The following is a 14,411-nucleotide window of genomic DNA, read 5'->3' on the forward strand; positions in this document are numbered from 1 at the left end:
TCTAATATTATAAGAGTATTCCTTCTGTGATATCGAGTAGTAATCTGTGGATTCTGCAGAGGAATCTGTGGAATCAATCATAATCTGTGGCATCTGTGAGGATTGGCACAGCGCAGCGTTCGTATTGTTGTCTCACTGAAAAAAAGAGGGTGAGGCAGGCTGAAGCCCTACCTCGTCATCGATCTTCTGAACACTGGTATCGCAATCGCCAGCATGATGGCGCCGAAGACGACCAGGATGGCGATTTCGGGCAGGACGTCCATCACGCTCGCGTTCAGGATCATCACTTTGCGCATGGCGGTGACGGCGTAGGTCAGCGGCAGGAGGTTCGAGAGGGCCTGCATGAACCACGGCATCTGCTGAATGGGGAAGAACACGCCTGTCAGGAACATCATGGGGAACTGCAGCACCGTCATGAGGATCATTGCCGTCTCCTCGTTGTTGGCGATAGAGGTCAGCAGGATGCCGAGCCCGATGAAGCTGAAAATGCCGAGCAAGAGCAGCCCGAACGCGAGGGGGATGCTGGTCAGCTGAATGTGCACGCCGAAGATCAGCATGGCGATGACCAGCACGATGATGCCCTGGATAAACCCTCTCACCGTCTGGGCGATGGTCTTGCCTACGATGATGGAGATGTCGTTGACCGGGGCGGCGAGGATGCCGTCGAAGGTGCCGATCTCCTTCTCATGGGAGATCGCCCTCGGGATACCTGTCATGGCGCCCATCATAACAATCATCATCAGCAGGCCGGGGGCGATGAAGTCGAAGTAGGTGAGGCTGCCTCCGACCGTGCCCTGCACGTTTGCCTTATACGGGGCGATGACTGCGGCGGCCTCTTCGGCGGTCATGTTGGTCTGGGCGTTCATTGTCTGGACAGACATGGTCGCCTTCATGGAGCCAAGCATGCTGATGACCTGCGCACCCAGGCCCTGCATGACCATCGAGATCTGGGGAATGCTGTTGTCCGACACGATCAGGATCTCAGCCTGCTTCCCCAATGTCTGATTCTCGGCAAACCCTTGCGGCACAATAATGGCGCCGTATACCTGGCCCCGGGTGATCATGGTCCTGGCATCTGCTTCAGAGGCGACTTCAGTCAATACCATGGAGCCAGATTTATTGTTCATGGCATGTAGCTGAGCCATGAACATCCGGCTGGCCTGGCTGTCGTCCAGATCGACAACCGCCACAGGTATGTTCGTGTATGAGTCGCCGGTCGGGAATATGAAGCCGGTCATGATCAGCATGAAGAACGGCATCAGGAACAGGAACAAGAGCCCTATCCTGTTGCGGGCGAACTCCAGGAGGTCTTTGACCGCGATGCGGTAGCTGTCCTGTAACGCTTTGATGATGGCCATGATCTCACCTCACCCTCGCCTTAGGTGCACGCGGGCCGTGACGGTGCCTGGCGGTCGCTTTTTCGTTCGCCTGGTCCCGCATCTCCTTGCCGGTCACGGACAGGAACACGTCCTCGAGCGTAGGCTCGGTCGTATTAAAGGCGGCAATGTTACCGCCGTTAGCCCTGATAGTGTCGATGATCCTGTCAAGACCGTCGCTGCCTCTGGCGCTAATCTTGAGATCGTAGGCATCCGGCTGGGCGATGGCTGCGACACAGTCCAGAGCCTTGATCTTCTCGATCATGACTGGCGTCAGGTTGGATATCCTCGCGTTGAACATGGTCAGATCGTTGCCCTTCACCAGCTTCTTCAGCTCGTGCGGGGTATCGAGAGCGATAATCTTCCCGTGATCGATAATGGCTATCCGGTTGCTGAGCGCCTCCGCTTCGACCATGGCGTGAGTGGTGAGAATTACCGTGGTACCGTTCCTGTTGATGTCCCGGATGAGCTCCCGGATGGATAGCGTGGTCTGGGGGTCGAGGCCGAGGGTGGGCTCGTCCATGAATATTATCTTCGGCTCCGTGAGCAGCGCCCGAACAACGTTAATGCGCTGGCGCATGCCAGTGGAGTACTTCTTGATCTGGGTGTTCTTCCACTCGGTCATGTTGACCAGCTTCAGCAGCTCGTCGATCCTGGCCTCTATCTTCTGCTTCGGCATGGCGTACAGGTTGCCGAAAAAGCGCAAATTCTCGGCGGCGGTGAGCTGCTCGTACATGATCATCTTCTCCGAGACCAGGCCGATGCTCTCCCTGACCTTGACCGCCTCCTTAACCAGATCGTAGCCGTTCACTAAAGCATCGCCAGACGTCGGCCTGGCCAGCGTGCATAGCATCCTGATTGTCGTGCTCTTCCCGGCGCCGTTAGGCCCGAGAAAGCCGAAAATTTCTCTCTCATTAACGTTGAATGAAATGTTGTCGACCGCGGTGAAATCGCCGAACTTCTTGGTCAGGCCCTTCACTTCGATCGCGTTATTGCCCGTCATGATTTTCCTCCAGGACGTCGCCGAAGAAAGCGTTCAACTCCTGTATCCACTGCTGTCTCCTCGCGTGTATCTGATCCAGGGCGCCCACGCCCTTTTCAGTGATCGAATAGACCTTCTTACGATCTACTTCCTCACACTGAATGTAGCCCCTCTTCTCCAGGAAATCCAGGGCCGGATAAACAGATCCCGGGCTGGGAGCCCAGCCACCGTGAGTCTTCTTTCCTATCTCTTGAATGATCTCATAGCCATGGGATGGCCGCTCTTGAACTATGTGCAGGAGCATAACCTTCAGGAACCCCTTGCGCATTTCATTGTTCAATACATCATCGTGCATGTATCAATCTCCGATATATCGAGTTCCGATATACCTTGCGATATATCGAATACCGATATAGAATATAAAGTTAATGGTTACTGTCGATGGAAAAGGGGTGCCTGGATATCGTGGAGCAGTATTCTGGGGAGGTCGTTGAGGTTGGGGACTCAAGCATAAAATGCTGTATTTAAGAGAAACCTCCGTCTCGGCCACTGCGCAGTAATCGTGTATCGAGCCTTAACGCTCTCATGCCAGAACGGTGAGATTCGCGCTCACTATCCTTCTGGTTTACGCTCTCTGCAGCTGCACGACGAATACGCTGCCCTGTGTATAATCTCCCGGCACCCGGTCTTCGACCCATATTCTTCCGCCGAGCTTGTTGACGATCATGTTGACCATGGACATGCCGATGCCAGAGCCCTTGGTGGTCTGGCCGATGCGCTCGAATATGGCGCGGCGCCGGTCTTCCGGTATTCCCCTGCCTCGGTCGGTGATGCGTATGGTCCAGTAAGCCGGGGCTTCCCTGGTGTCGGCGGGCTCTGCGACATCGATGTCGATCACCTTCTGCGGGTGCTGATCGTACTTGACGGCGTTCTCCAGGATGTGGCGGAATATTTCGTGAATGTACTGGTTGGCCATGACCTTGCCCTCCGCCGGCAGGCGGGCGTTGATCTGGACAGTCTGGCCGGGATGAGCCTTGATCGTGTGATCGATGTCCTCCTGCAGCACCTTGCGCAGGTCGGTCGGAACGATGTTCTCGTGGCCGCTCTCGATGACTGTGCGGGCCGTCCGCACGTTTTCGATCAGGCGGTTACTGCCGACGACGCCTGTCAGCGCCTTGGCCAGGTACTGCCGCTCTTCCTCGTTCAGGTTCTCCGACAGCTCCAGCATCTCTAAATAACCCATAGAGACCTGGTTGAAGTTCCTGATGTCGTGGCTCATCAGGTTGATGAAAAAGTCGTCGTACTTGCGGGCCTGCTGGACTTCTGCCAACGCCTTTTGCCGGCCTGTCACGTCTGTAATGGTCACTACGGCGCCGCTGACGTGCCTGTGGGAGGCCAGCGGTGTCACTGTCATATCGTAATACGCCTCTGTCTCCGGCGACGCCTGGTAGCCCGCCGCTACGGCCATCCTGCGGCCTGACAGGGACTCGATCACGGCTCTGACCAGCGGATGGTCCTGCCCCAGCACCTCGATGCTCTTCAGCTCCCGGGGATCGAAGCCGAGCCGGGAGTAGACGAATTCAGCTCCCGAGCGGTTATAGTATACGACGTTGAGGTGCTCGTCCACGCCGATGATGCCCGTGGGCACCGAGTCGATGACCTCCCGGTCAGACAGGCAGGCGATCGTCCCGGGCTCTTCCTCCCTGTACGTCTCCACTCTGCCGAGCACCTTTCCCGCCTCGTCGTAGATCGGGTACGCCCTCAGGTGGATGATCATGTGCCTGTCAGCGAGCTCCCATTCAGCCTCTCCCTTATCTGACGGCGACGCAATCATCGCGGTAAGGTTCTCCTTGAAAAGCCGGGGATCCTTGAAGTGCCTCGCCTGCGCATCCAGGATCGCTATACGGTCCTGACCGACAATGCTCCCGGAGCCGGGCAGGTACTGAGCATAAAACGCCTTGCTGGCCCACTGAATACGGCCGTCACTGTCCGTTATCAGCACAGCCTCGCCCAGGCTGTCCAGAGCATTCCTCATCATCGACAGCATATCCGGCTGATTTTCTTCCCTGGCGTCCGCCGGCCTTGAAGCTGTGCCCTGCATTCCAGGCGCACCTGCAGCAAGCCTTCCCGGACCCTGATTTCCACTTCCATCTGGCACTTCGATCACCGGTGATATAGAATGTATGGCATCATTTGTTTTTATATTTTGTTTATGCATAGATAGGAGCTAATAAATTGAATATGCTGAATACGCTGAAAGCTCTTACTTTACGGGCTAAAAAAGGAAAAGTTTTTACTCTCGTTCTGACAGCGGTCAGCGGTCAGCGGTCAGCGGTCGGTGTGGTCAGCACCATCCTCCATACCCGCCGAAGGGCAGTCCTGCAAAAGGTAGTCCTGCGAAGGGCAGTCCGCCCGCATAGGCTGTCCCGACGTTGACGTACGGGTAGCCGATGGCGTCCGTCTCTTCGCTGTGGTAGAAGCTGGTGCTTTCGGCGTACATGGACCTTTCCGAGACCTGGGAGATCGTCGGGAAAGCCCCGAGGCCGTAGAGGCCGGCGGCACCGAAGTCGATGTTTATAGCTTCGTTCTCGATCTGGCTCAGGATGTCCCGGTTGAACGAGGTGACTTCAGCGTTGTGGAAGATCTGCGGGAAGCCGAACGACGTTGCTGTAAGCTGCGCATGGGCGGCCGGCAGGCCAAGCGCTGATATTGCTAAAAGCGCTGTTGCTAACAAAATACCTAATTTGTAGACAGTTTTCACCATCCATCCCCCTTTAACTGTCAGATATTGCTGGCGCGGACTAAAAAGTGGTGGAGGAATTGGGCGGATAGTATTAGGGTACGGTTGTAACTATGGCAGGTTCGATAGCCGAAGCTGGGGAGGGGTGACGTAGCGAGAAAACTTTCAAACCGGATAACGGGAAGCTTAATGTAGTTAAAAAGTAATTGACTACACGCATGCAGGTGACTCTTGCGAACCAACAGCTTGCCAGTGCGAAGCCTTTCTTAAAATGGGCTGGCGGCAAGACGCAGTTACTAGATGAGCTCGGCAAAAGGCTGCCTGCTAATATTATAGAGAAAGGTGTCATCGATCGCTATATAGAGCCATTTGTCGGCGGAGGCGCGATGTTCTTTTACCTGAAGGGCAGATTCGAGGTAAAAGAAGCATTTCTTTACGATATTAATCCAGAGCTGGTCCTGGGGTATAAAACCATACAGAAGAGCCCGCAAAAACTGATTTCCCGACTTAAAGAGCTTGAGGATGAATACCTGTCAAAGGCAGAGCAGCAAAGGCAAGAGATGTTCTACTCGATTCGCAGCTCATATAATTCTCAGGCTGAAACTTTCAATTATAAAAAATACTCGGCCGCCTGGGTTGACCGGGTAGCGTATATGATCTTTTTAAACAAGACCTGCTATAACGGCCTTTTCAGGCAAAACAGCAAAGGCGGGTTTAACGTGCCTTTTGGCCGCTATAAAAATCCGTCTATTTGCGGTGCTGAAAACATTTTAGCGGTCAGCCATGCCCTCAAAAATACCCGAATAGAGCTGGGTGATTTCATAAAATCTGCAGCTCACATAGAAGCCGGTACACTGGTTTATCTCGATCCCCCCTACAGGCCTATTAGCACTACGTCAAGCTTTACGAGCTATGCAAAAGATGGGTTCGACGATGATGATCAGCGCCGGCTGGCAAAATATTTCCGCGAAATGGATGAGAAAAAGGCATTCCTCATGCTCAGCAATTCAGATCCTAAAAACGAGAATCCGTCTGATGACTTCTTTGAGCAGCTGTACGCTGGCTATCGTATTGATCGAGCACTGGCCAGCCGTATGATTAATTGTGATGCAAAGAAGAGAGGCCATATTTACGAGTTAATCATCACAAACTACTGAGTCCCGATAATAAAAACGATTTTAAATTAGTAGCAAGATTATTAATTGCAATCAATTCAGGAGTAGTCGTATGTCTTTAAATGATGAATCCTGGGACAAGATCTTCCAGCGCGGAGGCTATCTTGAAATGATCGAGAAAGACGGATATTTCACGATATCTCCCGATGAGCTGAAAAAGCTCAGCGATAACAGAGAACCGAGACTGCTGGCAAAGATCGACAATAGCAGATCAAGGCCAGATATATTTGAAAAATACGGTCTATCGATTCTGTCGATCAGGAATGATCTGTACCTTATTTTTAAAGACATAGACTCCCGATCCTTTTTCCAGCTCGATAAGCTCTACAATGAGACAGCGACTGAAGAATATTCACCGGCCCGCGATTTAAGTATGTTCCAGAGCCTGAGCCTAAGCGAGATTTCCTCTGAATCTCAGGCAATCGACTTCGCATATCTCGTATCGTTGATCAGGCGATTCACAGGCGAAGATGAACTGTATCTTACAATACGTGGGAGACTACGTTCAGAAAATTTCGGCTTTACAATCCCTCCCCGGAATCACCCGGTCGAGGTTTCAGGTGTCCAGATCGAAGTTGATGCGGGTTTTGAAAGTCCAGACCGTATTTACATCTTAGAAGCAAAAATGGGTAGAGTTGCTGATTTTAATATTCGACAACTATACTATCCTTACCGCGACTGGTCGCTGAAAACTTCAAAGGAAATAGTTCCGATCTTATTCATATACACGAACGGGCTTTTCTACTTTTTCGAGTTTGCATTCAGCGATGATGGCCAGTACGGCAATCTGAAGCTCATAAAAAGCAAATGTTATACTATCAACGAAGGGAAAAAATTATCAGTGGATTTCAAGATGCTCGTCGAGTCGCCCGTCGGAGACGAGCCGGACGATGTACCTTATCCTCAGGCCAATGATCTCGATAAGGTGATCGATATCGTAACAAACAACAAGGCTGGACTGACCACTAAACGCGCTATTGCCGAATTTTTCGATTTCGAGGAGCGGCAGGGCGACTATTATGCTAATGCAGCGATCTATCTCGGACTATTAAAGAGGAAACCTAACTCTACCGAGTTTGTTACAACCCGGGAGGGTCAGGGTATCTCAAACTCTGAAAACCGAAGAAACCGTAATCGGACCTTATTGCAGCAAATGGCAAAGAGGCCTACTTTCCATGAGATCATGCGCCATGCGTATGATAATAAGATCAAGATCGAGGATGTCAGCCCTGATTTTATTGCCAGTGTGATAAAAAAGTATTACGATATCAATGATAACACTGCAAGAAGGCGATCTTCCACGGTTCTGAGCTGGTTAAGGTGGATAAGTGAAAATGTAGAATTCATATGAATGATAAATCAGCCCCAGAGTGACATCATGACTGTACTCATGGGCATGAATGAAACGGACACAGCCAAGTCAATGATGGTAACCGGCAGTATAGACCGGGTGTTAAGCCGGGGAACTCACACTGTTTTCGCCCCAGGCGAAACGGTTATTCGAGAGATGGACGCTGATCGTGAGCAGATAAGCGCTCTGACGAACTACATGCATACCGCTAACCAAACTATGCAGGGCTTTATCACTGATAGCATGGTCATGCCCGCCGACATGGCCCGTGGTAAGACGATTACCATGCTGAACGGCAAGACGCTTTCCGCCAGCAGCAAAGATGGCACACTGATGCTTGACGGGGCCAGGATCACCCGGGCTATACAGGCTACCAACGGCATGATCTACGTGATCGACTCCATACCAGGCCAATGATAAGAGAATTGGAAGTTGGCCCTATATATGTCGAGAATACCGCCAAGCTCGCCAAGAGGCCAAGCTCGCCAAGATACACATTTTCATGGAACTTCAAGGAGCCGGGCACGCCAAGGGCTTTTCGATCAGAAATAACACGAATAAGTGTATATAGCTTGGCGGGCTTGGCACCTTGGCGTTCCATGAAAAATTAGCTCTTGGCGGGCTTGGCTTCTTGGCGGGCTTGGCGGTGTTTTCGACCTACTCAGGGCCAACTTTCAATTTTTCATAGCCCCTACCTGAATATCTCATTTTTCATAAGGCGAGTGCTTGGCGGTATTTTCAACCATAGCAGGGCAAACGTTAAATTTTTCATACCCCTACTAAAAAATACACTTTTCATCCATGAGTCTTAGTGCTACCCACGAGAGCCATAGCAAGGGCAGAGCATTCGGCATATGGGCAACCACAAGCACCACATCATAGGGGCTTCAAGTTCCTCCGGATTGTTTTAATCCCGCTACTCTGGGCAAACTCGGCTTTAATCCGTTAAGAATTTTTAACCATAGTAAAGTCAACCTCTTTTCGGTGATATGGATGGTTGGAATTCGAAAAATAGTAGTTATACTGGCGCTTGCCGCAATCCTGGCAGCCTTATCGGCACCGGCGGCCGCGCAGGGAGCCGCTATGCAGACTACGCAGCAGAGCAAGATGCAAATGGAGACATCAGGCAAAAATGTGATAGATACTCTGTCCGGCATGCCCGACGTGAGCATGGCTGCTTCTATGCTGAAGTCTTCGGAGAAGGAAATGAAGTGGGCAGGCTCACTTCACACGCTGTTCATCCCTACTGACGCTGCCTTGAGTAAAATGGGTATGGATCAGGACAGGCTTAATAAGGTGATGTCCGACCGTGTTGTGGCTGGCAGGGCGATGCAGGGCTTCATGTCACTTGGCGAGGTGAAGCCGTCCGATATGACTGACGGCAAGACGCTGAGCATGGTGAGCGGCAACAAGGTGACTATCCGGAACGTGGACGGCCAGCTCTCGGTGGACGGCGCGAAGATCACGAAGGCGATTAAGACCACCAACGGCATGATCTACATAATCGACTCCGTGCCGCCGTCGATGGTGACCATGGGATTCATGAGCCGGTAATCAGGGATTTTTTATCCCCTTCTTTTTAGGTAACACTTCAAGATATCCGGCATATTCCATAGAAAATTCCCCCACAGAAAACGCAGAAGGGTAAGCGACAATTTCCGGGAGCACCCGAAAGGCAGAGATCATCACTATTAAATAACCCTCTCAGACCTTTCCACACTCCCGGGCCTCCTCTCAGACCTCCCCACCCTCACTGACCTCCCAGCTCGAAAATCCTCCCCGGCCTCCGGGTTACTCCCCGACCTCCCGAAGATTTTTCAGGGGCATCACGGAACAATAAACCTGTTAATTTCGCGCTGGCCGCCGACAATCTCGACTTTATATCACTGGCAATTTTGAACAGAACTCAGCACGTCCTCTCCTCGGTGATAGGATGCTTAAAACCAGAAAAATCGTAGCTATCCTGGCTCTTGTAGCAATTCTGCTGGCCTTCGCTGCCCCGGCAGTAGCGCAGAGGACTGGAATGCAGCAGGGCATGCAGCAGACTGCTCAGCAGAAGAGCATGATACCGATGCAGTCGTCGAACAAGGACATGATGGCCACGATGTCGGACATGAAGGAAGCCAGCATGGCGGCAACGATGATGAAAGCTGCCGGCATGGATACCATGATGTCGAGCGGCAGCCACACGCTCTTCGTTCCCGGCGATTCTGCCATGAAGAAAATGGGCTCTGGCTCAGACCTGAGTAAGATCGGCCAGATGACGACTGACAAATCCATGGCCACGAATGTCATGAAGGGCTTCATTATGGACAAGTCTGTCATGCCCTCTGAAATGACCGACGGCAAGACGCTGACCATGATGAACGGCAAGACTATGACCGTCAAGAACGTGGGCGGCCAGATGACCCTGGACGGCGCGAAGATCACGAAGGCAGTCCAGACCACCAACGGCATGATCTACATGATCGACTCAGTGCCCTCGTCGATGATGAGCATGCCTATGATGAGCAAATAAAAACAATGGGGGTATAGTTATACCCCTTCCTTTTTTGGGCTGCCCGTGATGGCAATCCGAACGTTGCGCTTTGTTTTAAATAATACTTGGCCTCGTCTCGTGCCCCTACTCGAGTTCAGATGATCCATCTTTTGCAGAAATTATTTCTTATGCAATACTGGGTCAGGTAATTATCCCGTCATAGGGTAAGAACCTTGTAGCTTTTTAGGTACGCTTTAAAATGCCGCCAAGCTCGCCAAGGGGCCAAGCTCGCCAAGAGATATTTGAGAAGAATACTTATTTACAGAAAATTGTATTATAGTTAATGGCAGGTGTATTTACGATGAGATACGAAGAGCCTCCAAAATATTTGGACGAGATGGGCAAAGTCATAGTAAATGCTGCATACAAAGTTCATGAACGGTGGGGACCAGGCCTTCTTGAGCACTTCTACCAGATAGCGCTAATGAGGGAAATATCAAAAGCTGGGCTGGAAGTAAAATCTGAGGTATATCTACCTATCATACTGGATGATCTTGTTATTGAAAATGCATATCGACTTGATTTACTTGTTGAGAACGAGATAATAATTGAAATAAAAACTGTTGAAAAACTATCGGTTGTACACTATAAACAAATACGAACATATATGAAATTATTTAACAGTCGATTAGGGTATCTGATAAACTTTAACACTGAACTCATCAGAAAAGGAATCAATAGGGAAATATTATCAAAACCCAGTGAGCAGACAACATCTCCCGGAAGACAGGAACCCTGATACTCTGATCACAAAGCCCTTGGCGTTCCATGAAAAATTGGCTCTTGGCGGGCTTGGCTCCTTGGCGCTCTTGGCGGTATTTTCGACCTATACAGGGCCAACTTTTAATTTTTCATAGCCTTCACCTGAATATTCCATTTTCATAGGGCGAGCGCTTGGCGGTATTTTCGACTCACACAGGGCTAACTTTCGATCTTATCCCCATCTCGGGCAATACATCTTATACGGGCAATTCCCGGTATATCCGACCTGTCCGCACTCCTCAATTACTTCGAACCCGTGTTCGTAGTCGTAAGCAATGTTATTCGCCATCTGTACGAACCACTGTCTGACCTTCTCGATCTCGATAGCTTTGCAGTTGCTTCCCACGCTCTTCATGGTGCCGTCGTCGCATAGCTCGAAGGTCCGGGGCTTTTCTTCCTCCAGCAGCTCTAAAGTCGCCCGCTTTGGTGTCAGCCTTTTTTCCCGCAGCGCCGGGTCTCTCTGGAGCGCCAGCATGTACATGGTGATCTGCCGCTCCCGGTCTTCGGTGCCGGGCTCCCGGCCGGTTTTGTAGTCGATGATCTCTGCGTCGCCGTTTTCGCTCAGCTGATCGACTCTGTCGATCTTTCCGGTGAACTGGAAACCGTCCATGGTGAAGTTGAAGAACTGCTCGACTCCGACGCTGCGCCTGATGGTGTCTTTGTTCCTGGCCCAGAAGACGTCGAAAATCCTCTTCGCCTTGTCTTTGTCCACGCCGGCAAAGTCGGGCAGCAGCGAGGTTTTTTCAGCGATCGCATCCAGTTCCTCTCTGGTCGAGATCTGCTGTTTTACCGCAAGCTCGAGGGTTTTGTGGATGTAGTTGCCGAAGCTCAGGGGGCTTTCGCCTTCGCTGTCTTTTGTCCTGGATGGTATGTTCAGCAGGTACTGTAGCTCGTACTTCTTCGGGCACTCTTCGTAAGTCTTGAGTCCCGAGTAGGACAGCCTGACCTCTTTCGGGTCGAACTGCATGCCCCGGGGGATGCCTGCGTCGAGTTCTGCACGGATCACTGCCGCCTCTTCTCCGGCCATCGCCGCCTGGGGGCAGTTGATCGCGATGGGGCGGCCGCAGAGGTGCTGGTATAACAATAAGTTGTACAGTGCCAGGTCGGGCTCGGAGTCGATGGTGGAGAGAATCTGGCGCTTGATCTCGTTCTTCTTCCGGTCGAGATCGCTGTCCCTGGTGGCTACTGCTGCCTTTTCCTCCGCGTCCTCGACAAGTTCCATGTCCGGGTGCAGTTCGCCGCTATTGTAGCAGGCTTCTGCAATAAACATGGACGGCGGTCTTTCGCTCTCGCCGTAGCTGGCGGGGTAGCAGAGGTAGAGCCGGTCTTTCGCCCGGGTGAAGGCGACGTAGGCGAGCCTGCGCTCTTCTTTGAGCTTGAAGTCCTGCTTTCTCTTTTTCAGCGCCTCCTCGATCTCGGCTTCCGGCAGGCTGAACACGTCTGCGTATCGATCGTTTAGCTGATCGGGCACCAGCGGCTCTCTGCCTCCTCTGGACAGGGGGAACTTATCCTTAGCCAGATCTACGACAAAGACGTGGCTGTATTCGAGGCCTTTGGCGCCGTGGCAGGTCTTGAGCACCACGCCACCTGCCTTTTCTTGCCGGGGCAGCTCCCCGTCGTCGCCGATCTCGTCGAGTAGCTCCACGTACTCGATGAACCCCTGCAAATCAGTTCCATAAAGGTCCTGAAAACCGGTGACTATGTCGTGCAGGGCTTTGAGGTTCAGGAGCGATGTCTTGCTCTCGCTGCTGTTGTCGTGGGTGAACTCTCTTGAAAGGCCGGACAGCTCGTAGATGTCGAGCAGCAGATCGGGCAGTTCCTTGTTGGTCGAAGCCCGGAGTTCCATTATCCTGTCGACGAGGTGGCGGATCTTCACCCGGCCTTCTTCGGACAGCCCTCTCGGCAGGCTGCCGGTGAGCACGCCCTGGATGCTGTCCCGCTTTGCGGCGGCCGAAAGCAGGTGTACGTCTCGGATCGATACCCCGTACCGGTACTGGAGCAGCTTATACCAGAGCTGATCCGCCCCGTGCCGGGGCATCTCGAGGCTGGCGAGCACGTATAAATAGGCTAACGCCGTCCGGATTTCCGGGCGCTTCAGGAAGCCCGTGGTGGTCGAGACCTGGTAGGGTATGGCCCGCTGCTTTAGCGCCGCCTCTATGGGCCGCAGCGAGGAGTACGAGCGGAAGAGTACCGCGATCTCCTCGGGGGCCACGCCTTCCGCCAGCAGTCGGTCGATCTCCTCCACGATGCGGCGGGCCTGCTCGTTCTGGTTCAGGGTTTTAAGGAGCATGACCCGGGTGCCTTCCCTGTGATCGAAGGCCTGCAGGAGCCTGGCGTCATCTGCCTTCTGGTAGTTGTTCCTGATCAGCCTGTATGCGGTGCGCAGGATACTGTCCGTCGACCTGTAGTTCTCAGTCAGGTCGAATGTGGCCGGGCGGTACTCCTCTTTGAAGGTGTCGATGTTCTCCGGGTAGGCGCCTCTGAATCCGTAGATCGACTGGTTCACGTCGCCGACTACGGTGATGCCTTTGCCATCCCCTGCCAGAATTTTAAGCAGCTCGTACTGCTGGCGGTTCGTGTCCTGAAATTCGTCCACGATGACGTAGTCGAACTTGTCTGCCAGTACTTCGTGGCCTCTGGCTCTGGCGTAGTCGATCGTCAGCCTGATCATGTCCGCATAGTCCAGCAGCAGCTTTTGTGCCTTGATCTGCTCGTACTTCTTCCACGCTTCGAGGAACTTCAGATATCCTTTGTATTCCTCGAAAAGTTCCAGGAACTCGGTGATCTTCTTCTTTTCTTCTCTCGCCTGTTTATCCTTGAACTGCTCCGTCCGCAACCTGACTGTCGCCGCGCCTGCAGCGCTCTCGATGTCCTCTTCAGGGCAGATCTCTCGCATGCTGGCTTCGAGTTGCCCGAGGTAGCCTTCGTAGTCTGCCCAGGTGAGGCCCATGTCTTTAGCCCGCTGGATGCTGGTAATGTAGTGGCTGGCAAGCCTTGGGGGCACACCCGCTTCTTTGCAGAGTATAAAGCCCCCGTCTTTCTCGTCGAGCAGCCTGTACCGCTCGTCTATGCCAGTGTCGCTTTCCCCTGCGACGAGGATGTCCAGGCAGAAGGCGTGGAACGTGTTGGCCGTCGCGTCCCTGGCTTCGGGCACCACCTTCTCGATCTCTTCCTTCATGTGGGCTGCCGCATCTCTGGAAAACGTAAGCATCAGCAGCCTTTCCGGCTTCAGGCTCTTCTCCTTGATGAGATAAGCTGCCTTCGCCGTGATCATCGTCGTCTTGCCCGTGCCCGCCCCCGCAGAAACGAGCACCGCTCCGGTATCGCACCTGACTGCATCTTTCTGACGATCGTTCAGGGGCTTTCCCGTAGTAGATTCGAACCAGCTGAAGAAATCCATGTTAAGGCCACGCCGTATTGTCTGTGCTACTGGTTTTGGTATGACCTCTTACTGGATATAATATTGTGTGGTATGTGCCTGGAAAG

At 52.6% G+C, this 14,411-nt stretch carries 12 protein-coding genes; 6 read left to right on the plus strand and 6 right to left on the minus strand.

Annotated features, from left to right (window positions below; genetic code table 11):
- Positions 1-167: 167 nt before the first annotated feature.
- The 5 genes from RCI_RS14495 to RCI_RS14515 all read right to left on the minus strand — a co-directional run bounded on the left by RCI_RS14495 (position 168) and on the right by RCI_RS14515 (position 5,092).
- Entirely contained in the window at positions 168-1,358 is a 1,191-nt protein-coding gene (locus RCI_RS14495; protein ID WP_012037195.1) for an ABC transporter permease, read from the minus strand.
- A 4-nt stretch (positions 1,359-1,362) separates the two neighbouring features.
- The gene (locus RCI_RS14500) at positions 1,363-2,379 is read right to left on the minus strand and encodes an ABC transporter ATP-binding protein (RefSeq protein WP_012037196.1); all 1,017 of its coding nucleotides are present in this window, start codon (positions 2,377-2,379) and stop codon (positions 1,363-1,365) included.
- Positions 2,366-2,713: a PadR family transcriptional regulator gene (locus tag RCI_RS14505; RefSeq protein WP_012037197.1), complete on the minus strand. Its 348-nt coding sequence runs from the start codon at positions 2,711-2,713 to the stop codon at positions 2,366-2,368. Before RCI_RS14505 ends, RCI_RS14500 begins: the two co-directional genes overlap by 14 nt.
- 270 nt (positions 2,714-2,983) lie before the next feature.
- Positions 2,984-4,459, minus strand: coding sequence for a sensor histidine kinase (locus tag RCI_RS14510; RefSeq protein WP_052310004.1), 1,476 nt, complete (start codon positions 4,457-4,459; stop codon positions 2,984-2,986).
- Between the two features lie 243 nt (positions 4,460-4,702).
- The gene (locus tag RCI_RS14515; protein ID WP_158308931.1) at positions 4,703-5,092 is read right to left on the minus strand and encodes a hypothetical protein; all 390 of its coding nucleotides are present in this window, start codon (positions 5,090-5,092) and stop codon (positions 4,703-4,705) included.
- 224 nt (positions 5,093-5,316) lie between these two features.
- Between RCI_RS14515 and RCI_RS14520 the strand changes: the two genes are divergently transcribed.
- The 6 genes from RCI_RS14520 to RCI_RS14545 all read left to right on the plus strand — a co-directional run bounded on the left by RCI_RS14520 (position 5,317) and on the right by RCI_RS14545 (position 10,902).
- A complete protein-coding gene (locus RCI_RS14520; RefSeq protein ID WP_048198721.1) occupies positions 5,317-6,255 on the plus strand; it encodes a DNA adenine methylase in 939 nt (312 codons plus the stop codon).
- A gap of 70 nt (positions 6,256-6,325) precedes the next feature.
- Positions 6,326-7,624, plus strand: a complete 1,299-nt coding sequence (locus RCI_RS14525; RefSeq protein WP_048198722.1) for a type II restriction enzyme — start codon at positions 6,326-6,328, stop codon at positions 7,622-7,624.
- Positions 7,625-7,651: 27 nt separating this feature from the next.
- Positions 7,652-8,041 (plus strand): fasciclin domain-containing protein, encoded by a 390-nt coding sequence (locus tag RCI_RS14530; protein ID WP_158308932.1) that lies wholly within the window; start codon positions 7,652-7,654, stop codon positions 8,039-8,041.
- Positions 8,042-8,617: 576 nt separating this feature from the next.
- On the plus strand, positions 8,618-9,178 hold the full coding sequence (locus RCI_RS14535; RefSeq protein ID WP_012037203.1) for a fasciclin domain-containing protein: 561 nt from the start codon (positions 8,618-8,620) through the stop codon (positions 9,176-9,178).
- A 379-nt stretch (positions 9,179-9,557) separates the two neighbouring features.
- Entirely contained in the window at positions 9,558-10,142 is a 585-nt protein-coding gene (locus RCI_RS14540; RefSeq protein WP_012037204.1) for a fasciclin domain-containing protein, read from the plus strand.
- A gap of 322 nt (positions 10,143-10,464) precedes the next feature.
- Positions 10,465-10,902, plus strand: coding sequence for a GxxExxY protein (locus tag RCI_RS14545; RefSeq protein WP_012037205.1), 438 nt, complete (start codon positions 10,465-10,467; stop codon positions 10,900-10,902).
- A 195-nt stretch (positions 10,903-11,097) separates the two neighbouring features.
- On the opposite strand, the gene RCI_RS14550 is transcribed toward RCI_RS14545, so the two are convergent.
- Positions 11,098-14,325 carry an ATP-dependent helicase gene (locus tag RCI_RS14550; RefSeq protein WP_012037206.1) on the minus strand — a complete coding sequence of 1,076 codons (3,228 nt, stop codon included), beginning with the start codon at positions 14,323-14,325 and terminating at the stop codon, positions 11,098-11,100.
- Positions 14,326-14,411 lie beyond the last annotated feature (86 nt).

This window comes from Methanocella arvoryzae MRE50, from assembly GCF_000063445.1.
Lineage (GTDB): Archaea > Halobacteriota > Methanocellia > Methanocellales > Methanocellaceae > Methanocella_A > Methanocella_A arvoryzae.